20 protein-coding genes are annotated in these 21,571 nt (G+C 47.2%); 19 read left to right on the top strand and 1 reads right to left on the bottom strand.

The genetic code is table 11. The features are described from left to right. Positions 1 to 84: 84 nt before the first annotated feature. The 4 genes from MUG84_RS12520 to MUG84_RS12505 all read left to right on the top strand — a co-directional run bounded on the left by MUG84_RS12520 (position 85) and on the right by MUG84_RS12505 (position 2,319). Positions 85 to 279 (top strand): DUF896 domain-containing protein, encoded by a 195-nt coding sequence (locus MUG84_RS12520; RefSeq protein ID WP_244725345.1) that lies wholly within the window; start codon positions 85 to 87, stop codon positions 277 to 279. A gap of 33 nt (positions 280 to 312) precedes the next feature. Continuing rightward, positions 313 to 858: a hypothetical protein gene (locus MUG84_RS12515; RefSeq protein WP_244725344.1), complete on the top strand. Its 546-nt coding sequence runs from the start codon at positions 313 to 315 to the stop codon at positions 856 to 858. A gap of 28 nt (positions 859 to 886) precedes the next feature. Further along, positions 887 to 1,678: an HAD family hydrolase gene (locus tag MUG84_RS12510; protein WP_244725484.1), complete on the top strand. Its 792-nt coding sequence runs from the start codon at positions 887 to 889 to the stop codon at positions 1,676 to 1,678. A 227-nt stretch (positions 1,679 to 1,905) separates the two neighbouring features. Next, entirely contained in the window at positions 1,906 to 2,319 is a 414-nt protein-coding gene (locus MUG84_RS12505; RefSeq protein ID WP_244725343.1) for a FixH family protein, read from the top strand. Between the two features lie 116 nt (positions 2,320 to 2,435). On the opposite strand, the gene MUG84_RS12500 is transcribed toward MUG84_RS12505, so the two are convergent. Beyond that, positions 2,436 to 2,978 (bottom strand): 1,2-dihydroxy-3-keto-5-methylthiopentene dioxygenase, encoded by a 543-nt coding sequence (locus MUG84_RS12500; RefSeq protein ID WP_244725342.1) that lies wholly within the window; start codon positions 2,976 to 2,978, stop codon positions 2,436 to 2,438. Between the two features lie 169 nt (positions 2,979 to 3,147). Here MUG84_RS12500 and metH point away from each other — a divergent pair, with 169 nt between their 5' ends. The 15 genes from metH to MUG84_RS12425 all read left to right on the top strand — a co-directional run bounded on the left by metH (position 3,148) and on the right by MUG84_RS12425 (position 21,567). Further along, complete coding sequence (gene metH, locus MUG84_RS12495) at positions 3,148 to 6,591, top strand: methionine synthase (protein ID WP_244725341.1); 3,444 nt, start codon at positions 3,148 to 3,150, stop codon at positions 6,589 to 6,591. 120 nt (positions 6,592 to 6,711) lie between these two features. Then, on the top strand, positions 6,712 to 7,641 hold the full coding sequence (gene rnz / locus MUG84_RS12490; RefSeq protein ID WP_244725340.1) for a ribonuclease Z: 930 nt from the start codon (positions 6,712 to 6,714) through the stop codon (positions 7,639 to 7,641). 416 nt (positions 7,642 to 8,057) lie between these two features. Next, entirely contained in the window at positions 8,058 to 8,873 is an 816-nt protein-coding gene (locus MUG84_RS12485; RefSeq protein WP_244725339.1) for a TIGR01457 family HAD-type hydrolase, read from the top strand. Between the two features lie 37 nt (positions 8,874 to 8,910). Next, a complete protein-coding gene (locus MUG84_RS12480) occupies positions 8,911 to 9,726 on the top strand; it encodes an Fpg/Nei family DNA glycosylase (RefSeq protein ID WP_244725338.1) in 816 nt (271 codons plus the stop codon). Beyond that, positions 9,716 to 10,582, top strand: a complete 867-nt coding sequence (locus MUG84_RS12475) for a deoxyribonuclease IV (protein WP_244725337.1) — start codon at positions 9,716 to 9,718, stop codon at positions 10,580 to 10,582. Before MUG84_RS12480 ends, MUG84_RS12475 begins: the two co-directional genes overlap by 11 nt. 34 nt (positions 10,583 to 10,616) lie before the next feature. Next, positions 10,617 to 10,958 (top strand): cyclic-phosphate processing receiver domain-containing protein, encoded by a 342-nt coding sequence (locus MUG84_RS12470; RefSeq protein ID WP_244725336.1) that lies wholly within the window; start codon positions 10,617 to 10,619, stop codon positions 10,956 to 10,958. After that, positions 10,955 to 11,275: a thioredoxin family protein gene (locus tag MUG84_RS12465; RefSeq protein WP_244725335.1), complete on the top strand. Its 321-nt coding sequence runs from the start codon at positions 10,955 to 10,957 to the stop codon at positions 11,273 to 11,275. The genes MUG84_RS12470 and MUG84_RS12465 overlap by 4 nt, the downstream gene beginning before the upstream one ends. Continuing rightward, a complete protein-coding gene (locus tag MUG84_RS12460; RefSeq protein WP_244725334.1) occupies positions 11,272 to 12,045 on the top strand; it encodes an ABC transporter ATP-binding protein in 774 nt (257 codons plus the stop codon). The genes MUG84_RS12465 and MUG84_RS12460 overlap by 4 nt, the downstream gene beginning before the upstream one ends. 6 nt (positions 12,046 to 12,051) lie before the next feature. After that, complete coding sequence (locus MUG84_RS12455; protein ID WP_244725333.1) at positions 12,052 to 13,107, top strand: SAM-dependent methyltransferase; 1,056 nt, start codon at positions 12,052 to 12,054, stop codon at positions 13,105 to 13,107. 238 nt (positions 13,108 to 13,345) lie between these two features. Next, positions 13,346 to 14,830 carry a protein kinase domain-containing protein gene (locus MUG84_RS12450; RefSeq protein WP_244725332.1) on the top strand — a complete coding sequence of 495 codons (1,485 nt, stop codon included), beginning with the start codon at positions 13,346 to 13,348 and terminating at the stop codon, positions 14,828 to 14,830. Positions 14,831 to 14,860: 30 nt separating this feature from the next. Continuing rightward, complete coding sequence (locus tag MUG84_RS12445) at positions 14,861 to 15,973, top strand: SAF domain-containing protein (RefSeq protein ID WP_244725331.1); 1,113 nt, start codon at positions 14,861 to 14,863, stop codon at positions 15,971 to 15,973. Positions 15,974 to 16,029: 56 nt separating this feature from the next. Then, positions 16,030 to 16,746 (top strand): hypothetical protein, encoded by a 717-nt coding sequence (locus tag MUG84_RS12440; protein ID WP_244725330.1) that lies wholly within the window; start codon positions 16,030 to 16,032, stop codon positions 16,744 to 16,746. Next, the gene (locus MUG84_RS12435) at positions 16,743 to 17,591 is read left to right on the top strand and encodes a hypothetical protein (RefSeq protein ID WP_244725329.1); all 849 of its coding nucleotides are present in this window, start codon (positions 16,743 to 16,745) and stop codon (positions 17,589 to 17,591) included. Before MUG84_RS12440 ends, MUG84_RS12435 begins: the two co-directional genes overlap by 4 nt. Then, positions 17,592 to 19,502 carry a P-loop NTPase family protein gene (locus tag MUG84_RS12430; RefSeq protein WP_244725328.1) on the top strand — a complete coding sequence of 637 codons (1,911 nt, stop codon included), beginning with the start codon at positions 17,592 to 17,594 and terminating at the stop codon, positions 19,500 to 19,502. It begins immediately after the preceding gene. Continuing rightward, positions 19,492 to 21,567 (top strand): hypothetical protein, encoded by a 2,076-nt coding sequence (locus MUG84_RS12425; protein WP_244725327.1) that lies wholly within the window; start codon positions 19,492 to 19,494, stop codon positions 21,565 to 21,567. Before MUG84_RS12430 ends, MUG84_RS12425 begins: the two co-directional genes overlap by 11 nt. The last annotated feature ends 4 nt before the right edge of the window (positions 21,568 to 21,571 follow it).

Raw genomic sequence — 21,571 nt, 5'->3', positions numbered from 1 at the left:
AAGAGCTTGGAAAGGTGCATACCTTGACAAGCTCTTTTTCTCATGGCAAAGTTAGTTATGAATTGAATAATGGAGGAGTAGTGTATGGATATCGACAGCTTAGTTCAGCGGATTAACGAGCTTGCCCGTAAACATAAGGAATCGGGGCTCACGAAGGAAGAAACTGAGGAACGTGCCAAACTGCGCGAAAAATACCTCCAAAACGTCCGCCGGAACTTCAAGGCCCAATTGGAAACGATCGAATGGGTAGAGGATCAGCAGGATGTTAAGCGCAAGTAAAATACATGATAGGATGGTTAAGGAGGAAAACCTATGTCCCGTTCCTGGGAAAGAAAGGTTCAGAAAAACACAGCACAATTAAACAAGCAGCGTAAGAAACAAGGAAAACCATCGCTTTATTCTTCGAACAGCTCCGCAACGGAAGAAATTTTCAAAGGACGAAATTACGTTCTTCCTATTACGTTGGTAGCACTGGCAGCCATTTATGTTCTCCTTGGATTGGCGAGTCAGCAGGCAGTTATGAATACGTCTTTGACGTGGATCGTGGTCGCTATGTATGTTTTGCTCGCGGTCGTCATTTTTCTGCGTCGTCCATTTCTTAAAGTGGATAAAAACACGATTTCTACCATTAAGTTTAATCGGGATCGTCGTCTTAACGCTGATCAAATTGCCAAGATTAAGGTTGGATCAGGTACGGTAGTTATTGAACTCAAGGGTACCAAAGGAAAGAACGGAAAAGTAAGCAGAGGCGGCAACTGGGTGTTCACCCGGATCGTTAACCGTTATGATACTGCAGCCATGGGTGAACGGTTAGAGCGATTCGCGAATACTTTTAATATTCCTTTTGAAAAACAATAGATCATACTTGGGAGAGGGATGGATGAAGATGGGGGCAACCGCTGTATTTTTTGATTTGGACGATACACTGCTGTGGGATGAACGGAGCGTGAAGGAATCTTTTCGTGCAACCTGCGACACGGCTGCTGCGAAAACGGGGATTGATCCTGAGGCGCTTGAAGCAGCAGTTCGCCGTGAGGCAAGAGCGTTATATGAATCTTATGATACATATGCTTTTACCGCAATGATCGGAATTAACCCATTTGAGGCGTTGTGGGGTCAATTTACTGTAGGCGAACAGCCTGAATTCCGCCTTATGGCTCAGATCGTTCCCGGTTACCAGAAGGAATCCTGGCAGCGTGGTCTACAGGCGCTGGGAATCGATGACGAAGAACTGGCTCAGCAGCTGGCGGAACAGTTTGGAGCGGAGAGACGAGCACGTCCTCATGTCTATGAAGAAACCTTCCAGGTGCTTAAAGAGCTGAAAGGCCGCTACAAGCTTTTACTTCTCACCAACGGTTGTCCTGGTCTTCAGCAGGAAAAACTGGACAGTGTACCTGAACTGGCGCCTTATTTTGATGAGATCGTGATTTCAGGCAGCTTCGGCAAGGGTAAACCAGATAAACGCATTTTTGAACATGCCCTTTCCCGGTTGAACATCTCTCCTCAGGATGCGGTCATGGTTGGAGACAAGCTATCGACAGATATCATAGGCGGACTTTCCGCTGGATTAAAGACGGTTTGGATCAACCGGAATGATAGATCAAAGCACTCAAACATTGAGCCTGACTATGAAATCAAGCATCTGTCAGAGCTTCATGGTATTCTGGAATCCATTTAATTTCAAATGTCCTATAGAAAGTCTGCTATGGTGAGCAATTGCTTTTGCGCCATCGCAGACTTTTTTTGAAGGCTTGATGAAGTCAATAACATTTGTGTGTTATCGATGTGGTATTTGTCACCAATTTGTGAACAAGCCTGCGTTTTGTAAGAGTTAAAAGCATGTATAATATATGAGGCACCAAGAGGCGTACATATGAAGGATAATGAATTAGGGAGTGACAGCATATGAAAAACAGATTCTGGCTGACAGGACTTATTTTACTTGTCGTACTGGTTCTGGGAGGATGCGGCAGTAAGAGTGAACATGACGGCATGAATATGGATGAAAGTATGATGGAGCCGCTGAAAGTGGATGTAAGCTGGACACCGGAACAGGTGAAGGTAGGAGAGCCGGTTACCATTGAAGTGAATGTGACCCAGAAGGATAAAAAGGTTGATAAAGCAGATGAAGTAATGATTGAAATCGCAAAAGAGGGAGACAGTGGTGCCCATGAGCAGGTGCCGGCTGAGAACAAGGGAGACGGAAAATACGTTATTGAAAAAACATTTAATAGCGACGGAACCTACAGCATCACCTCCCATGTAACCTACGGGCCACAGCATACGATGCCTACCAAGAAGCTGACGGTTAACAAGTGATTGCGATTTAGTGCTTTTGAAATGAAAAAGCAAAGAGAACCCACATTTGAAAGCTAAGTGCAGGTTCTCTTTTTTGTATTAATAAATATAGTTAATAATTCACTACATTAAAATAACTAGGCCTTTTGAAAGCTTGGATCTTCTACCGGATAAGCAACCCAGCCGTTCTTTTCAATGAAGAGACGTACGGCAACGATCTGACGGTTCTCCATCAAAGTAAAGAAGTGATTCGTGTTCTCAGGTACCGAAATAACGTCACCGGCTTCCAGCTCCACGTCGAAATAACCCAAGTCACCGCTGCCTTTGATCACGAAGATACCTTTTCCGCTAACAACGGCACGGATTTCATCTTCGGTATGGGTATGTACGTCCTCAAACTTTTTCAGCAGTTCTTCGAGGTTTGGAGTCGAATCAGACAACGTAATGACATCCCAGATTTGATAGCTGCGGCGCGCAGCCAGATCACGGATTTCTTCATCATAAACACTCAGGATTTCATTTTTTTGATCATCTGTTAATTGGAAGTTGTTTTGAAGCTCGGAAGGCAGCTTGGAAGCATCCCATTTTTCAAATAATACATTTTGATTGTTTAAGAAATCACGAACATTATCGTCGCCAGAGATTTTTTCGTTCGTGTTACGTATTACGATTTCAGCCATGAGCTTATCCCTCTTTTCCACTTGGATTAATTTATATTATAGCGAAGCCCTCAGTCTTTGTCGATGCATCTTCCTAATGAAAATGAGGGATGACTGCGTTTTCTAACACTTTTCTAAATTATAGGATTCTGTTAAACTAAGAGCTAACGTTTTGCAGGGGGGAAATGACATGAATAGACCAGGCTTGCAGGAAATGATGAAAGAACGAATATTAATACTTGATGGTGCAATGGGTACCATGATACAGCAGGTCGAGCTTGGACCACAGGATTTTGGCGGAGAAGAGCTTGAAGGCTGTAATGAGATGCTCGTGCTGATCCGTCCGGATGTCATTGAAGAAATTCATGAAAAGTATCTGGAAGCGGGAGCCGATCTAATTGAAACGAATACCTTTGGTGCAACGTCCGTTGTACTGGCGGAATATGATATACCTGAGAAATCAAGAGAAATTAACCTGACGGCTGCTGAAATCGCACGCCGAGCCGCTGATAAGTTCAGTACACCGGACAAGCCGAGATATGTCATCGGGGCGATGGGACCGACTACGAAAACCCTGTCTGTAACCGGGGGTGTCACGTTCGAGGAATTGGTGAATAGCTATGAAGAGCAGGCTGCTGCTTTAATCGAGGGCCGCGTTGATGCACTGCTCTTGGAAACGAGCCAAGATACGCTGAACGTAAAAGCGGGAAGCATCGGCATCCGCCGGGCATTCGAAAGTAGCGGAGTCACGCTCCCTGTCATGATTTCAGGAACAATTGAACCGATGGGCACAACACTTGCCGGGCAAAATATTGAAGCCTTTTATATTTCGCTCGAGCATTTGAACCCGATCTCGGTTGGATTGAACTGCGCAACTGGCCCTGAGTTTATGCGGGATCATATCCGTTCACTGTCGGCAATGGCCAAAACGGCGGTCAGCTGTTATCCCAACGCTGGACTTCCGGATGAGAACGGGAGCTATCATGAGTCGCCGGAGTCGCTTGCACGTAAAATGGAAGACTTTGCGAAGCAGGGCTGGCTGAACATCGCTGGTGGATGCTGCGGAACCACACCGGATCACATTAGAGCATTGTCAGACGTGATGAGCCGGTACGAGCCCCGCCCGATGGAGGGAACTCATGCACCGGCGATTTCGGGGATAGAGCCAGTGTATATTGAATCGGAAAACCGTCCTTATATGGTAGGGGAACGGACGAATGTGCTTGGTTCGCGTAAATTCAAACGGTTAATTGTTGAAGGGAAATATGAGGAAGCATCGGAAATTGCACGTGCTCAGGTAAAAAATGGTGCTCATGTGATTGATGTATGTGTGCAGGACCCTGACCGTGATGAAACAGAAGATATGGAGAAATTCCTGGAGCTCGTTGTGAAGAAGGTAAAAGTGCCTCTCATGATCGATACGACGGACGCAGCGGTCATTGATCTGGCATTGAAGTACTCGCAAGGGAAAGCGATTATTAACTCCATTAATCTTGAAGATGGTGAAGAAAAATTCGAACGGGTGACGCCGTTAATCCATAAATACGGAGCAGCCGTCGTCGTCGGCACGATTGATGAGACGGGACAGGCGATTCACCGGGATGACAAGCTGAAAGTGGCAAAACGCTCCTATGATCTTTTGGTGAACAAATACAAATTGCCTGCCGAAGATCTGATTTTCGATACGCTGGTCTTTCCGGTAGGCACCGGAGATGAGCAGTATATCGGCTCCGCGAAGGAAACCATTGAGGGCATTCGTCTTATTAAGGAAGCGATGCCTGAATGCCAGACCATTCTCGGAATCAGTAACGTATCCTTTGGTCTGCCTGAAGCGGGACGTGAAGTGCTGAACTCGGTATTTTTGTATGAATGCACGAAAGCTGGTCTCGATTACGCGATCGTCAACACGGAAAAGCTGGAGCGTTATGCTTCAATTCCGGAAGAAGAACGCAAGCTTGCGGAAGCATTAATCTATGATACGAATGATGAGACGCTCGCTGCTTTTGTCGCCGCATTCCGGAATAAAAAGGTCGAGAAGAAGGAAAAGCTGTCCAACCTTACACTTGAGGAACGCTTGGCTTCATATGTGGTGGAGGGCTCCAAGGAGGGACTTATTCCTGATTTGGACGAAGCGCTTCAGAAATACGGGGCTCTCGAAATTATCAATGGTCCGTTAATGGAAGGAATGTCCGAGGTGGGCCGCCTCTTCAACAACAATGAGTTGATTGTTGCCGAAGTGCTGCAAAGCGCCGAGGTCATGAAAGCATCCGTATCGTATTTGGAACAATTCATGGAGAAAAACGAATCATCAGTTAAGGGTAAAATGCTTCTGGCTACCGTTAAAGGTGATGTACACGACATCGGGAAAAACCTGGTAGAGATCATCCTTTCAAATAATGGATACCAGATTGTCAATCTGGGTATAAAAGTAGCACCGGAGATAATCATTGAAGCATATCGCAAGGAAAAGGCCGATATGATCGGCTTGTCAGGCCTTTTGGTCAAATCCGCGCAGCAAATGGTCGTTACGGCGCAGGATCTAAAAAATGCCGGCGTTAACGTGCCAATTATGGTAGGCGGTGCCGCATTGACCCGCAAGTTCACCAAAACGCGTATTCGGCCGGAGTATGAGGGAATGGTGGTATACGCGAAGGATGCTATGGATGGGCTGGATCTCGCTAATAAGCTGATGGATCCCGTGCAGCGGGAGATCATGCAGACTGAAATGCAGGCTGAGCTCGAGGCTATGCTCGCAGAAGAAGCAAAGCCGCGGGTGCTTCCGGAGCCGACTAGAGCGGCAAAGTCCAGCGTGTCCACAGATGTGCCGGTGTATATCCCGCCCGATCTGGAGCGCCACATTATCCGGAATTACCCGATCAATCATATTATTCCATATATGAACATGCAGATGCTTCTGGGGCATCACCTGGGTCTTCGCGGACAGGTAGAGCAGTTGCTGGCTGATGGCAATGAAAAAGCGGTCGAGCTTAAAGCAACCGTTGACGGTTTGCTGGATCAGGCGGCTAAGGAAGGTATTATTCAGGCTCATGCGATGTACCGCTTCTTCCCGGCGCAATCCAGGGAGAATGATATTGTCATTTATGATCCTGAGGATACATCTAAAGTGCTTCATACTTTCAGCTTCCCGCGCCAAAATGTGCCTCCATTCCTGTGTCTTGCGGATTTCCTGAAGTCAGTGGACAGCGGACAGATGGATTACGTTGGATTTTTGGTGGTGACAGCAGGGCAGGGGATATCCAAGCTGTCGTCCGAATGGAAAGACAAAGGCGACTACCTGCGCTCTCACGCCCTTCAATCGGTTGCCTTGGAGACGGCAGAAGCGCTTGCCGAGCGGGTGCATCATATCATGCGGGACAGCTGGGGATTCCCGGATCCGGCGGATATGACCATGAAGCTGCGTCACGGGGCGCGTTATCAAGGGATTCGTGTTTCGTTCGGATATCCGGCCTGTCCGGACTTGGAAGATCAGGAGCCGCTGTTCAAGCTGATGAAGCCGGAAGATATCGGTGTTCAGCTTACGGAAGGCTTCATGATGGAGCCGGAGGCTTCGGTATCGGCCATGGTGTTTGCTCATCCGGAAGCCCGGTACTTTAATGTGGATAAGGCAAAGTGATACAATTGTAATCATAAGTATTGCGCTTTATGCTATAAATGATTTGGAAACGGAGCTGCTTGCTTTTGAGGGAGCAGCCCTTTCTGCTTGCTGACATACATAGAAAGAAGGTTGCTTGTTATGGAACTTGAATTTTTGGGGACCAATGCGGGAGTACCCTCACTGCAGCGGAATGTAACGTCGATGGCTCTGCGGATGTTTGAGGAGCGGCGGTCGTTTTGGTTATTCGATTGCGGAGAGGCGACGCAGCACCAGATCCTGCGATCTTCGTTAAAGCTCAGCAAACTGGAGAAGGTATTTATTACACATTTACACGGAGATCATATTTTTGGCCTTCCTGGACTTTTATCGAGCCGTGCCTACCAGGGTGGTACAACGAAGCTGACGGTTTACGGCCCACCGGGCCTCAAGCAGTTTATCGAAGTCAGCCTTACGCTGAGTCAATCGAGAATTGAATACGAGCTTGAAATCATCGAACATACAGGTGGAACGGTTTACGAGGATCAGGATATCACCGTTGAATCGTTGCTGCTGGATCACCGTGTGGACAGTTATGGCTACCGCATTGCTGAGAAAGACAAAGCCGGAAGCCTTGATTTGAAACGGCTGGCTGAGTGTGGGCTTAAACCCGGACCTGCTTATGGCAGGCTGAAAAGAGGAGAAAGCATCGAACTCGGTAATGGTCAGATTTTAAAGCCTGAGGATGTGCTTGGTTCTCCAAAAAAGGGCAGAGTGGTTACCATTCTAGGCGATACCCGCCCTTGTGATAATGTGGTTACGCTCGCTAGAGATGCGGATCTGCTGGTACATGAGGCTACGTTTATGGGTGATATGAAGGAATCGGCGTACAATTACCATCACTCTACATCGATTCAGGCTGCTGAAGCTGCAGTGAAGGCCGGAGCCAAGGAGTTGATTCTTACCCACTTCAGCTCGCGTTATAAGGATCTGGAGCATCTTCAGCCAATGCTTGAGGAAGCTAAAACCATATTTCCGAATACAATGCTTGCTGAAGAACTCGTTTTGTTTCCGGTCCATAGACATACTTAAGATGATTCGGTAAATGGTAAGGTAACACCAGCACGTAAAAAGCTCCAAAAGGAGCTTTTTTCTCTATAAAACGAGGAGGGCATAAACAAGCCTAATTACTTGATCTCAGGTGGGAAATAGGGCTGAATAGCGCGTGGGAATAAATTATTTTCCGGGAAAGCGCAGGAAGTGACACAAGATTTCAGCTCCAGACCCTTTTAAGCCAGGATCATGGGTATTCTATGGCGAACTGCGGTGAAAAAGAGTCAAAAACGTCGCGATAACGATAAGATTTTATTCAATATGTTGCGGCTTTCCCCCATTTTTCTTAAAATAGGACATGCGTAATCATTGAGAAATTTGTAATATATCTGTTTTCTAGAGGGAAATAAAATATCGTGAATCTGTCAGAGTCAATCGGAAAAGAGGCACAGTAAATGACACAACGCAAAGAAACTAAAGGACTGCTGATCGACCTGGACGGAACTTTATATCATGGAATTCATCGGATTCCGGGGGCGGATACGCTCATCCAAACATTGAAGAAACGCCAGATCCCTTATATGTTCGTCACGAACAATTCATCGAGAACGGCTGAAGGGGTTGCGGCACATCTCAATGAAATGGGCATTCCCGCTGCTGCGGATGAAGTCTGCACTTCAGCGTTGGCCGCGGCAAAATACATTGCTGAAGAATCTCCCGGAGCCGCTGTGGCTATGCTAGGTGAAGAAGGGCTTCGTCAAGCCTTGCTGGAAGCGGGGCTTCATATCGTGGATGATAAACCGCAATTTGTCGTGCAGGGAATTGACCGTTCATTTACATATGAGACCTTGGCCAATGCTGTTCGCTGGATCCGTGAAGGAGCCGCTTATATATTGACCAATCCCGATCTGCTGCTTCCTTCAGATCACGGTTTGATACCAGGCGCCGGGTCTTTAAGCGCATCCATCCAGGCGGCGTCGGGGGCGGAACCGGTGGTCATCGGCAAGCCCGCACGTCATCTGATGAATTATGCGATCGAGCGGCTGGGGATATCGGCTTCAGAGGCGACGGTGGTAGGCGACAACATGCGCACGGATATTGCCGCAGGAGCGGCAGCCGGCTGTCAAACGATTTTAGTATTAACCGGGCTTACGACCGAGGAGAACCTGGATGCACAAATTCAAGCTACAGGGATGAAGCCGGATATGATCTGCAAAGACTTGTATGAATTAATTGAACAGGTTTGCAAGGCAAACGATTCAATAGATTAAAGCCATCATTGTTTTTTACGAAAGGATCGATGAACGAATGCCGGAACTGCCGGAAATGGAAAATTACCGAAGACTGCTTTCAGAGAATATCATTAATGAACCGATTACAAAGGTTGTGGTCAACCGTGAGAAGTCGGTTAATGTGTCTGCGGATCAGTTCATCCGTGAACTCGTTGGACTAAGGGCCATTTTTGTGGAAAGACGCGGAAAATTTATTGTTTTTCATATGAACAACGGCCGTCGTCTGCTTTTGCATCTTATGCTGGGCGGCATGCTGTATTACGGCACGGAGGAAGACCGTCCAAGCCGGAGTACGCAGGTAGAGATTACATTTGGACAGAAAACATTATATTTTATCGGCCTGCGCCTAGGATATCTTCACCTGCTGACCGCGAAGGAAACGAATGAGATTCTAAAGCCGCTTGGACCAGAGCTGCTGGATCGGCGCTTGAGCAAGGAACGTTTCATCAATCTGCTGAAAGGACGGCGCGGAGCCCTAAAAAGTCTGCTTGTAAACCAGCATGTCTTTGCAGGAATCGGTAACTGTTATGCAGATGAAATCGCTTTTGAAGCCGGGCTTCTGCCATCGGTTAAGGTACAGGATCTGTCAGAAGAGGCTGTCGGCAGACTATATGATGCGGCACTCAAGGTTTTGCCTGAAGCGTTGGAGCATGGAGGTTACATGGAAGCCCCATTTATGGAGGGTGACACATTAACCGGTGGATTTGATGATGAGTGTAAGGTTTACGACCGTGAAGGGGAAAGCTGCTATCGCTGCGGCGGGGTTGTGAACAGAGAAGAAATAACAGGACGCAAAGCTTTCTTTTGTCCGTCCTGCCAGCATGAACAGTAAACGTTTGATCGGCTGTCATGTCAGTACTCGCGGAGGCTTTGGGAGAGCGGCCAAGCGGGCATGGGATATGGGAGCCAGAGCGTTTCAGTATTTTCCTAAAAATCCGCGCAGCTTGGCATGGAAGGAGCTTGATGCCGCCGCTGCGGCGGATTGCTTTCATTTCTGCCGGGAAAAAGAAATCCCGAGTATCGCACATACACCGTATCCGGTCAACATTGCAGTCGGAGAAACGCGCGGGAAAGAGCTGTACCAGACGACGGTGGCATCCCTCAAAAATGATTTAATTATTGCTGAGGCCTGCGGCTCCGTGGGGATCGTCGTCCATTTTGGCCATTTGAAAAGCAAAGACCCGTTACAAGGGTATAAAAATATAATACAATGTTTAAATGAAACGTTGGCAGACTGGCAGGGCAGTGCAAAAATACTGCTTGAAAACCAAGCGGGACAACCAGGTTCAATGGGAATTACGCTCGAGGAGCTGGTTCATGTCCGGAGTTTGGCTAACGAGCCGCATAAAATCGCCTTTTGTCTGGATACCTGTCATGCCTTTGCTTCTGGAACCTGGAAACCTGGTGACACGGATCGTTTCATCGAAAAAGGACATGAGCTTGGGTACTGGCGGGATCTAGCCGCCGTTCATCTGAATGACTCGAAATACCCGTTAGGTACAGGGAAAGACCGGCATGCCAGGATTGGAGAAGGTCTAATTGGAACAGAGGCGATTATCGATTTAATCTCATATCCTGAATTTGAACGGAGGCCGCTGGTTCTGGAAACGGAGCCCGGCCGTCACGGAGATCACCAGGAAGAGATCGAGTACTTATATCGAAGCTTGGCTGAGAATCAGAAGAGATAAAGCCTGGAAGGCTTTGAGAAAGGGGGAAACTGCAGTGATACACGTCTATCTGGATGATTACCGGCGTTGTCCGCAGGGGTTTGCTCTAGCAAGAAATGCGCAGGAATGTCTGCTCATGCTTGAGGAGTGCGAGGTGAATATTTTGTCGCTCGACTACGACCTTGGGCCGGGGGAGCTCACGGGCAAAGCTGTTGTACAAGGGATGATCACAGGGCAGCTTTTCCCAAGGGAAATTTATTTGCATACGTCCAGTATGCCCGGAAAAAGAGAAATGTACGAGCTACTTTACCAATCTGTGCCTGGACATGTTAAGCTGCATAACGGCCCGATGCCTTCAGATGTGCTAGAGCGAATTGCCATGGAGGCGCAGAAATGAGGTCACTGGACGAACAACAGCTGCTCGAGGAACTATGGAGCAAAGGCAAACCTTTAGCTGTTTTTCTCCATACTCCTTTTTGCGGAACGTGCAAAGTCGCTCGGCGCATGTTGAAAGTAACGGAACATATGCTGCCTGAAGGGATTCTTGCAGAAGCGGATGTAAATATGCTGCCGAAGGTCGTAGAGCAATATAAGATCCGGAGCGTTCCTGCCCTGCTTCTTGCGGATCCGGAGCGCAGCGGCAAGCCTGAAATTGTATATTCCATGGGATCGGTAGCGGATTTATTAGCTCAAATAAGGGGAGTGCTTTCATGATTTCGATGCGGGATGTGTCTTTGAGAAGAGATGAAAATCAAATTTTGGATCATGTATCACTTGAAATTCGCAGGGGCGAGAATTGGGTCATCTTAGGCCGCAACGGCTCAGGCAAAACCACCATTCTCGAGATGCTTACGGGATATCTTTTTCCAAGTAAGGGCAGGATTGAAGTACTTGGAAACATCTATGGTGAGTGCGATGTGCGTGAAGTCCGTAAGGAGATCGGCTATATCAGCCCTAATTTGCTGGAAAAGCTAAACCTGAGTGATCCGGTTTGGGAGGTCGTAGCCACTGGAGCTTATGCATTCCTGCGCTTTTATCAGGAGATTCCGGGTGAAGTTCAGGAGAAGGCACTGAAGCTCTTGGAAGAAATGAATCTGGGCAAGCTCTCATACCATCCGCTCGGAACCTTGTCACAAGGAGAACGGAAAAAGGTGATGCTGGCACGCTGTTTGATGAGTGAGCCGAAGCTGCTGATTATGGATGAGCCTTGCGCAGGTCTCGACTTATATGAACGTGAAAAAATGCTTGCCGAAGTAGAGCGGCTTGGTAAGCGGGATATTACTGTCGTTTACGTGACACATCATGTTGAAGAAATCATGCCGATGTTTACGCATACCGCACTCATCCGCGACGGCAAAATTGCGGGCTCCGGCCCCAAAGAACAAGTCTTAACCGATGAAATGATAAAACAAACCTACGATATTCCGGCACGGATCGAATGGGACGGCGGCCGGCCTTGGATTAAAGTGGTTTCTGGAGGGTAATCCATTTTGGATGATAAACAATTAACGAACGAAGAAACGAATAACGAAATTTCCCGGTTTATTTGCACGGCCAATCACGGCTTTGCGCCTTATGCACAGGAAGAGCTGAGACGCAGATTCGGCAAGCTCAAAAGCAAAACCTTGATCTCGGGTGAAGCCTTTCTGGTAACCTTCTTTGAGGCTGCAGACAGAGCGGTGGACATGATCGTGTCCAATCCTCCAATTTTTCTACGGCATATTCAGCCTGTACAGCTTGAGCTGCCTACGGATACCGAGGATGCATTTGCGAAAATGGTTCAATTTCTGGTTCACATGGACAAGCTCCATGGTGCAAAGGTATCCCTGCAAGTAAGGAAAGCCGATAACAGCGTACTCGAGGACAATGCGGGTGCGCTTCGGGAAAATTTGCAGGGGAAGCTGGCGGAGCTAAATGCCGAATTTGTAGTACGCGATGCTCAGTGGGTTATTTCCGTTTTTGCTGCTGAAGACAGGCTGTATATTGGTGTTTCCGAGCCTGAGCATAATTTATCGGACTGGAGTGGGGGAGCGATCCGTTTTCAGCGGGAGGAGGGACAGATTTCACGTGCCAAGTTCAAGCTGCTTGAAGCTGAGCAGAGCTTTGGCATTGATTTTGCATCCTTTGAGACCGGTCTGGACATCGGTGCAGCGCCTGGAGGCTGGACTTCGTTTCTGCTCGAACGAGGACTTCGCGTGACTGCCGTCGATCCCGCCTTCATGCATGAGTCGCTGCAAAATCACCCTTCGCTTAGAATTTTCAAAAAGAATGCGTCAGAGGTGCATTTCCGCGACAGCGAATTCGATTTGCTGGTCTGCGACATGAGCTGGAGTCCGAAACAGATGGTGAAGCTGGTAACGGAGCTGTTGCCAAGCCTGAGGGCGGGTGGAACGGCGATCGTGACAGTTAAGCTAATGCACAAAAAACCGATGGCGCTTATTGACGATGTCATTTTATCGTTTGAACATGCCAATATGCAGGTGCAGCGGGCCAAACAGCTGTTTCATAACCGTGATGAAATTACCTTGTATATGATTAAATATTAATTGTATAAATTGGTGGGAAATATCCGTTCTATTCATGGCGCATCCAGTACTCTCAACGATTTAACGACATGCCTTGAAAATAGTTCTTTACACAGATATTACCATTGATCTATAATGATACCAAATTAACCAAGCGATAAATAAAGGGAAAGCATCCCGGAGTATGACAATTACGATTACCGTAATTGTCATCTCCCGAGTGCTTTCCTTTTTTTGTCATGAAAGAGAGGGGACGCGAATGGATCATCCTTCCAAACTGCTAATTGGACTAACGATTGGAGGGAGATATGAGATTATCCGGAAGATTGGAGAAGGTGGCATGAGCCATGTGTATCTCGCAGAGGACTTGAAGCTGCCAGGTAAGCTGTGGGCCGTTAAGGAGAGTGTCTCCCATCCGAATCAATACAACAGCATAAGGGACGAAGCACAGCTTCTTATTTCCCTGAGTCATTCTAGACTTCCGAGAATTGTGGATTTTTTTCCTCCTGATTCAGACGGTTATACCTATCTGGTCATGGATTATATCCAGGGAATCACTCTTGAAAAATATTTCAGCGGATACCGCGGCAGGATTCCCGTAGATTCCATTTTTCAGCTCGCGGATCAGCTGCTTGAGGTGCTCGAATATTTGCACACCAATGACCCGGTCGTCATTTTCAGAGACTTGAAGCCGTCTAACATCATGCTTACGGAGCAGCTGGAGCTAAGGTTAATTGACTTTGGCATTGCCCGTAATTACAAGCAGGAGCAGACTCAGGACACTGTTAAGCTGGGTACCGTGGGGTTTGCTGCTCCGGAGCAATACGGTTCAGGGCAGAGTGACGCTCGCTCGGATCTGTATGGCCTTGGAGCTCTGCTGCTCTATCTGTCTACGGCAGGAGCTTGTAGCGAATGGACGCAGAAAGCCGAGAAGAGTATCCGCTCCGATCTGCCGCGTAGGCTGATACCTATCATTCGCAAGCTGCTTCAGTTTGCACCTGAGAATCGATATGCAACTGCTGCTGAAGTCCGTAAGGAGCTGGCGGAGGTTGTTAGGCATGAAATGAAGAAGCCTGATCTAAGGCAGATCAGAGATCTGGCCGTAAGGAACAGCACGCAGGTCGTGGCGGTTATGGGAGCGAGCGGCGGAACGGGTACTACGCATACAGCAATCGCAATCAGCCATTTTTTGGCCCGGAATCACAGCAAGGTAGCGCTTGTCGAGATGAATGTGAGGTCCCCCGCCTTTCGCAGAATTCAACAGATCGTTAATGGAGATCAACCCCCGGCTGGCGGAAGCCGCAAGTTTGAAGTACAAGGGGTCGATTACTGGCGGCAGACGGCAAGAGCGGATGTGATCACACTGTTATCCGGAAGCTATAACTATGTAGTGATTGATCTGGGAACTTATCGGGAGCGTGACCGCCTCGAAGAATTTCTAAGGGCGGATGTTCCTGTGATCGTGGCCTCCGGTGCGGAGTGGCGCCAGCAGGATGTGAAGGATATGGCACTTAGCCTGTCCAGATATCCCCAGCAGAAATGGATGTATTTCATGCCCTTAGCTCAGCACGATGCCGTTCAGAGGTTGCGTAAGGAGCTAAATACGACTCAGGTGTTTTCCCTGCCGCTGAACATGGACCCATTTGATAAAAGTGAGGAGATGGACAGAGTGCTAAATCATATTTTTCAAGGAATATTGGGCGGAACTCAGCGGCGGAGAAGATTCAGGTTCGGACTCAGCTGATTCCCGTGCGAGAGGAGAATGAAACGATACATGTCAAAGCTGAGACAGCGGACAAGACATATGCTTTACGCCGGACTGACTGGAGCAGCAGCAGTGGGAGTTATATTTGCCAGCTATGCCGTGGTTAGTAGTATGCAACATCATACGAAGGAAAACAAAATCAGGCAGGACTACCGCGAACAAATCGCCAGGCTTGAACAAGCTCGACTTGACGAAGAAAAGAAGATGGCCTCGAGCTGGGTCCTTTCGAGGGATATTGCTGCGGGTGAAGTTATCACACCAAAGGATCTTGTACAGGTCAAGCTGCCTCCTGGAGCGGCACCGGTCAATCTAATCCAAAGCAGCGATGGCAGCGAGGCGAAGATCGCCAAGATCGAGCTGAAGAAAGGAACGGCTTTGACGGATGCCATGATCTATTATCGTGAGCCGCTGCTGGATGATCTCAGAAACAGGGAATTGAAGGTGGTTACGCTTCCGTCAAATCTTAGAGAGCACGACGTTATAGATATTCGCGTCCAGTTCCCTACAGGACAGGATTACATCATTGTATCCAAGAAAAAAATTGACAAGCTGTTAACACCGTCGATGTGGATCACCATGACTGAGCAGGAGATTCTATCCTTTTCCAGTGCAATGGTTGACGCCTACCTGCATGACGCCAAGTTATATGCCGTGACCTATGTCGAACCTGAAATGCAGGATAGAGCCATCCCGACGTATCCTGTGAACAAAGAGGTGCTTAAGCTCATTAACAGCGACCCTAATATTATTAAGAAAGCGGAGCAAAAGCTGTCCGAAACCTTAAGGGCTTCCTTGGAAAAAGATTTGGTGAAGGCTGCTGGAGAAGAAAAGACGAACCAAAATTTCGCCGTATCGGAATTTGTGCCTACTTATAAAAGCGGAAGTTCCTCTACTGGTTCAAGCACGGATTTCGACGATTCGGGATTTCGTATTGAAGATTTATCGACAGGTGACGAATCCAGAGGAAATGAAACGGTCGTTCCGGGGGAGAAGAGCAATCCTGCACCTGCGAATACAAAACAGGATGCTTATTCACTCGGAGGGGTTCAGGACAATAAGCTGCTAGAACAGAGTAAGAATGAGAATCAAATGGAAAAGGGTGAGCTAACAACAGAGCCATAGCAACAAAATGCTGACTTCGATGTGTAAGCGAAAGTGGAAAGGAGATTGGAGAAACATTGAATACATGGATTTTCGCAGGCCAATGTGATAAAAGTGAGACCTTGTTATACATAAGCAAAATGTTAGTGTCCGGAAATCACAGCGTACTATTGATAGATGCAACGGAGAAGAGGAAATATCCCTTTTATATCGGGCATCTGGATGAAAAGTTATTGCTAACCGAGTTTGCAGGGTTTGACGTTGCGACCGGATTTGATGATGCACACAGACTGGAAGCTCATTTGCAGAGCTTAGGAAGTAGCTTGGAGAAATATGATTACGTTATTTATGATGTAGAGCTTCACAATTTTTGTCCATCCGAGCTTTGGAGAGAAGCCTCAGCGCTCGTATGGGTGACGGATTATGAAATCTGGACACTTGAACAGGGGAGCCGCTGGCTTAAAGACGCGATAGAGCGCCATTTTCCAGATGGGAAAAATCCTGAAATGGTTAAAGTTGTCGTACGTGCAGTAGATGAATGGTTCGGCATTTCCTATCTGGATGGGTATTTTAACAACCTGCCGGTATGCTGGAAAGATGAACCTGTCATTATACCCTGGAATGAGCTGGATATGTCGTTGAAGCTCCAGAATGAGCATATCAAGAGAGTTCATATGAAGCCATTGACTCGCAGGTATAAAAGAAATCTATGCCAGCTGGTTCAAACGCTCACGGATTGGAATCAGAAGCAAATTAACCGCCTACTTCGGGTAGCGGAAAGGAGAAGAGCATGAGTACGGTCGTATTTTGGAGTCCACTACAGGGAGGAAGCGGGAATTCCGCCCACACAGCAGCAGCTGCAATTAGCATGGGGATGGATTACCGCCTGAAATTGCTGTTAGCGCATGGCGGCATGGCGAAAGAACGAATTGAGGGAGCATTTCAAATAGGGGCATATACTTTGGATCAATCTCTGATTTCCTTTCAGGATCATGGTATGGATGCCATAGAGAGACTTTGTGTGAATAGAAGGTTAAACCGTGAAAATTTACGGGATTACACGCTTCCGCTGCTTCCCGACAGACTTGATCTGATTCAGGGAAATGCCAAGCTGGAGGGAACGATGCCCGGATATCGCAAACAGTTGATCCAAGCGATATGTTCCGTTGCCAACCAGTCCTATGATCTCGTCATCGCAGACGCCGGATGCGGCATTCATTCGAACGAAGAGAGTGGGGATACTGCACTGTTGGAAGCTGCAGACTTGATTGTCGTCAGTTTGAACCAGTGCGTTGAAGGATTGGAATTGTTCTTCAAAGACGGGCGGTGTCCCGCCGTGATTAAGGAAAAACCGCATATTGTCGTTCTGGGCCGGTATGACAAGTACTCACACTGTACGTTAAACAATGTAAAAAGAAGATTCGGTTACAAGGGCAGTATTCATGGAATCCCTTATAATACGGATTTTTTGGATGCGTGGAATATGAGAAGCGTGCTTCCGTATATACAGCGAAGCCGTAATTTGAACAGCCGCCATCCTTCCGCTGCTTTTTTGGAAAGTGTACGCTCATTGACCAAAGACATATTAACACAATTGGAGATGACCTCTGTCCTAAAGCTGGTGGAAAGGGGGGCGTAAATGATCCCGGGAATAATCATGAATACGCTGTTGATCGCGCTGATTGTTCTCTTCGCGGTGCTGCTTGTATATATTAAATGGCTGGATTACAGGCGTCCTCCCATAGGAGTAAACATTACAGCAGGACAATATACGATTGAAAACATGACCGAATTCGTGAAAGAAACGCTGCATGAACTGACGCACAGTCAACTGACCGATCTGGGTCTTCATGAAGAGGAATATAAACGCAGACTCAATAAGCGAAGCGAGCTCCGTAAGGCGCTTAAGGACTGTATCTCAGGCGATCTAAGCGAAAAGCAATATGTGAAGCAATTCATGGCGGATCTTCTAGTCAAAAGTTTTGGATTAACGGCAGAAAACATTGATGAGGCCATACCCTTTGATGAAATCGTTCGTTTAACGCCGCAGGATCAATTTGAAATTATATTTTATTTATATCAGATTCAGTATGGTCAGGAAGCGTTATCCCGTATCTTGGAAAGCTATGGGCTTGCCGAACCGCGAATCCTGAATGGTTATGGTGAATATCCGGTATATGCGGTGACTGGCGAGGATATCGAGATGATTTTCATGGCTGAATATACGGGTCTTACATTTAGCGAGAAGCTGGATATTGTCGTACAACGGATTTACCAGCAGTATAAGGGATTTTCTGTGGTGGACGATCTCCGTGATCAACGCATCGATGGGATCAGCGGTGGTGTGAATGGCATTTTAACAGATGATGGCGTCTTGGATACATACGGGAGCAATGGATTTCATCTGTATCTGCAGGATGAGGTTGAGGATCACAAGCCATTTGCTGCAACAGAGAGCGTATGGGTTTTTTATAAGGGCAAGTCCATCCATATGGGCTTTCTATCCTTTGGATCGGAACTGGAGCTTAAACGGGTCTGCCAAAACATCTATAAATACAATCATCCCGGACAGCTTTCCGAATCCAATGGATACAAGGTCAATGAAATGAAAGACGGTTCACGTGTTGTCGTTGTTAGACCGCCATTTGCGGAATCTTGGGCTTTCTTTGTACGCAAGTTTGATATTCCGAATGCTTCACTCCAGCAATTAATCACGGGAGAAAATGCCGAGCTGCCCATCGAGCTTCTAGCCTATCTGATGAAAGGAAGCCGGATTACCGCCATAACGGGTGCCCAAGGCTCCGGTAAAACCACACTGCTGATGGCCATGGTGGAGCATATTGATCCCACGTATACGCTGAGGGTACAGGAAATGGCTTTCGAGCTGCATCTGCGGAAAATATATAGCCGGAGAAACATTCTCTCGTTTCGTGAAACCGATCGGATATCCGGTCAAGAGGGACTGGATTTGCAGAAGAAAACAGACGGTACCGTCAACATCCTGGGTGAGGTTGCAAGCGATGAGGTTGCGGCGTGGATGATTCAGATGTCTCAGGTCGCCAGCTTGTTTACCGTATTCACCCATCATGCCAAGACATTTCGTGACCTTGTTTTCTCGCTGCGGAATTCTCTGCTCAAAATCGGTGTGTTTCACAACGAGCATATTGCAGAAGAACAGGTCATTCAAGTCATTAATTTTGATATTCACATGAAGAGGGACGCGGACGGCAAACGGTATATCGAGCGGATAACAGAGTGTATTCCCATGGAGAGCCATTCCCCTCTTGAGGAGCCGATCCTGCATAAAGACAGCACGATGAAGCAAATGCTTGGCCAGCTGTTGGAACTTCAATATGAGAACAGACGGCAAGCGCATCGAAGAACCTTTACGTCTCGTAATATCGTGGAGTATAAGAACGGGAAATACATTGCAGGCGACCCAATATCGGAGGAAAACATTCAAGAAATGGCAGAACAGATGGGAGCAGAGGATGCTTCTATGTTCCGTGACTTTTTGAATGATCACTGGGGCGGTGTACATGTATATTAAATCCGTTTTAATTATTGTCCTGATCTCATCCCTAGTTCTATTTGGAGCAGCGTTCGCTTTCTTGTCCTGGATTAATAGCAGACAAAAGCAAGTACTGCAGACCGAGTTTCATGGAAAAACGCAGTCTGGAAGTATTGGCATACGGGAACATTGGAAACGTTTTTTGCAAAAAGGGTACGTGACCATGTCCAGAATTCCTTGGCTGTCAGCCTATTTACGAAGAATCAGAAAACGGTTATCAGGTGTTCACGCATATGATGAATTCCGGTTAAGGCATGAAACCGCAAAGATTACGATCGCTGTCCTTGGCATTTTGATGTTATCGTGCATCATCCTTTTTATGCTTAATCCTAGCTTCAGCTTCCTGCTGCTGGTGCTGCTGACGGCTGTAATCATCAACAGCTTGCTGATCGATATGTACGTGAACCGTTTGGAGAGACGTCTGCTGGTTCAGATGGTGGATTTGTTCTCGGAAGTCAGACATCGGTATCAGCAGCATGAGATGATCGATGAGGCATTGTATGAGGCAGCCGAAACAGCAGGCTACGAGGCGTCGATTCATACCCGCAAAATATACGAGGCTTTAAATGCGAAAGAACCGTCACAGGAACTGGAAAAATTTTATGAGACGGCACCGAACCGGTTTCTGAAAGCCTTTGCCGGTATTTCCTATATGGTTATGGAGTTTGGAGACAAGGTCAAAGAACAGGGATCCATTTATCTGCAGGGACTTAGCGGGTTAACCAAGGAAATCCATCTCGAAATTCTTCGGCGGGACAAGCTGGATTACCTTTTGAAGGGACTGAATGTGATTGCTCTTGCTCCGGTGTTTTTTACCAAGCCGATAGAGAGATGGGCCCGCAGCAGTTTTCCGGCTATGGATGAATTTTACACGAGCAAATTGGGATATATCACGAAAATTATTATTTATCTTGTCATTATCTTGTCATTCATATTGCTTCAGCGATTACATCAGGACACTGAAACGACATATCGTTCGGGAAACAGGAAAAGGACCTGGGAGCAGCTTCTTTCATCTTTCCGTATTTTCAAGTTTGCTGTGTCATTCATGGCTCCGCGTCCTACGACACCAGCTTATTCCAAAATCATCCGTCTGCTTAAGGAAAGCAGTACCCATCTCAGATACGAGTGGTTTTACGTCCGAAGAATCTCGTTTTGCATTTTGGCCTTTGCCGTAACAATGACCACCATACTGATTTTGCATCAGACAGCAAAGATCCACATTTTGCACGATCCTGTGAGTGGTACCAGCTTTTTCGGTCAAGTCTCCAGCGGCCAGAGAGAGTCAGGAGAGAAGCTTAGTAAACAGGATCAGGAGATTATGAAGGAAGTAGGCATGTCCTCTTCCGCCAGTTATGACGAAATTGCCACAAGGCTGAATGAGAGAGAGGATACATATGCTAGCAGCAAAGATCTTAAAGTCAACACCACTTATCGGATTCTTTCTAAGCTCCAGGCCTATAACGAGGAATACACCAAGTGGTGGGAGATTCTGGCTGCGCTCCTGGTAGGCTGGGCTGGATATCAGCTTCCGCTTTGGCTCCTATATTTTCAGCGGAAAATCCGCTATATGGATATGAGGCATGAGGTCTATCAGTTTCAGACGGTGATTGCTATGCTGCGCGAAATGGAGCGGATATCGGTCGAGGAGATTTTGGAATGGATGAATCGCTTCGCGATCATTTTTAAAGCGCCGATCCAGAAATGCGTTCTGCATTACGATCATGGCGCGGAAATGGCTCTCACTCAACTAAAGGAGGAAGTCAGCTTAACCGAATTTCAAAGGATTGTGGACAAGCTGCTCCTATGTGTTGAGAAAATTCCCATTGACCAGGCTTTTGATGATCTTGAGAACGAGATGTCATTTTATTTTGAGCAGCGGAAGCAGGAATACGAGAAGATGATTGATACCAAAGGTGGCATAGGTAAAATGCTTGGTTTTGCTCCCATGTATGCTCTTGTCTTTATGTACCTGGTGATCCCGCTGATCGTCATGAGCTTTATGCAGATGAATGTGTATTATGAACAAATCCAAAAAATTTAAGGAG

The organism is Paenibacillus mangrovi (assembly GCF_022898935.1).
GTDB classification, from domain to species: domain Bacteria; phylum Bacillota; class Bacilli; order Paenibacillales; family Paenibacillaceae; genus Paenibacillus_AQ; species Paenibacillus_AQ mangrovi.
This window is presented reverse-complemented; position numbering and strand designations above follow the sequence as displayed.

What these genes read in the sequence shown, in the direction of transcription:
- MUG84_RS12430 (WP_244725328.1), top strand. Translation starts at nt 17,592, where the DNA reads ATGATCCCGGGAATAATCATGAATACGCTGTTGATCGCGCTGATTGTT.
- MUG84_RS12500 (WP_244725342.1), bottom strand. Translation starts at nt 2,978, where the DNA reads ATGGCTGAAATCGTAATACGTAACACGAACGAAAAAATCTCTGGCGAC.
- MUG84_RS12505 (WP_244725343.1), top strand. Translation starts at nt 1,906, where the DNA reads ATGAAAAACAGATTCTGGCTGACAGGACTTATTTTACTTGTCGTACTG.
- MUG84_RS12510 (WP_244725484.1), top strand. Translation starts at nt 887, where the DNA reads ATGGGGGCAACCGCTGTATTTTTTGATTTGGACGATACACTGCTGTGG.
- MUG84_RS12480 (WP_244725338.1), top strand. Translation starts at nt 8,911, where the DNA reads ATGCCGGAACTGCCGGAAATGGAAAATTACCGAAGACTGCTTTCAGAG.
- MUG84_RS12425 (WP_244725327.1), top strand. Translation starts at nt 19,492, where the DNA reads ATGTATATTAAATCCGTTTTAATTATTGTCCTGATCTCATCCCTAGTT.
- rnz (WP_244725340.1), top strand. Translation starts at nt 6,712, where the DNA reads ATGGAACTTGAATTTTTGGGGACCAATGCGGGAGTACCCTCACTGCAG.
- MUG84_RS12460 (WP_244725334.1), top strand. Translation starts at nt 11,272, where the DNA reads ATGATTTCGATGCGGGATGTGTCTTTGAGAAGAGATGAAAATCAAATT.
- MUG84_RS12435 (WP_244725329.1), top strand. Translation starts at nt 16,743, where the DNA reads ATGAGTACGGTCGTATTTTGGAGTCCACTACAGGGAGGAAGCGGGAAT.
- MUG84_RS12445 (WP_244725331.1), top strand. Translation starts at nt 14,861, where the DNA reads ATGTCAAAGCTGAGACAGCGGACAAGACATATGCTTTACGCCGGACTG.
- MUG84_RS12465 (WP_244725335.1), top strand. Translation starts at nt 10,955, where the DNA reads ATGAGGTCACTGGACGAACAACAGCTGCTCGAGGAACTATGGAGCAAA.
- MUG84_RS12520 (WP_244725345.1), top strand. Translation starts at nt 85, where the DNA reads ATGGATATCGACAGCTTAGTTCAGCGGATTAACGAGCTTGCCCGTAAA.
- MUG84_RS12450 (WP_244725332.1), top strand. Translation starts at nt 13,346, where the DNA reads ATGGATCATCCTTCCAAACTGCTAATTGGACTAACGATTGGAGGGAGA.
- MUG84_RS12485 (WP_244725339.1), top strand. Translation starts at nt 8,058, where the DNA reads ATGACACAACGCAAAGAAACTAAAGGACTGCTGATCGACCTGGACGGA.
- MUG84_RS12475 (WP_244725337.1), top strand. Translation starts at nt 9,716, where the DNA reads ATGAACAGTAAACGTTTGATCGGCTGTCATGTCAGTACTCGCGGAGGC.
- metH (WP_244725341.1), top strand. Translation starts at nt 3,148, where the DNA reads ATGAATAGACCAGGCTTGCAGGAAATGATGAAAGAACGAATATTAATA.
- MUG84_RS12515 (WP_244725344.1), top strand. Translation starts at nt 313, where the DNA reads ATGTCCCGTTCCTGGGAAAGAAAGGTTCAGAAAAACACAGCACAATTA.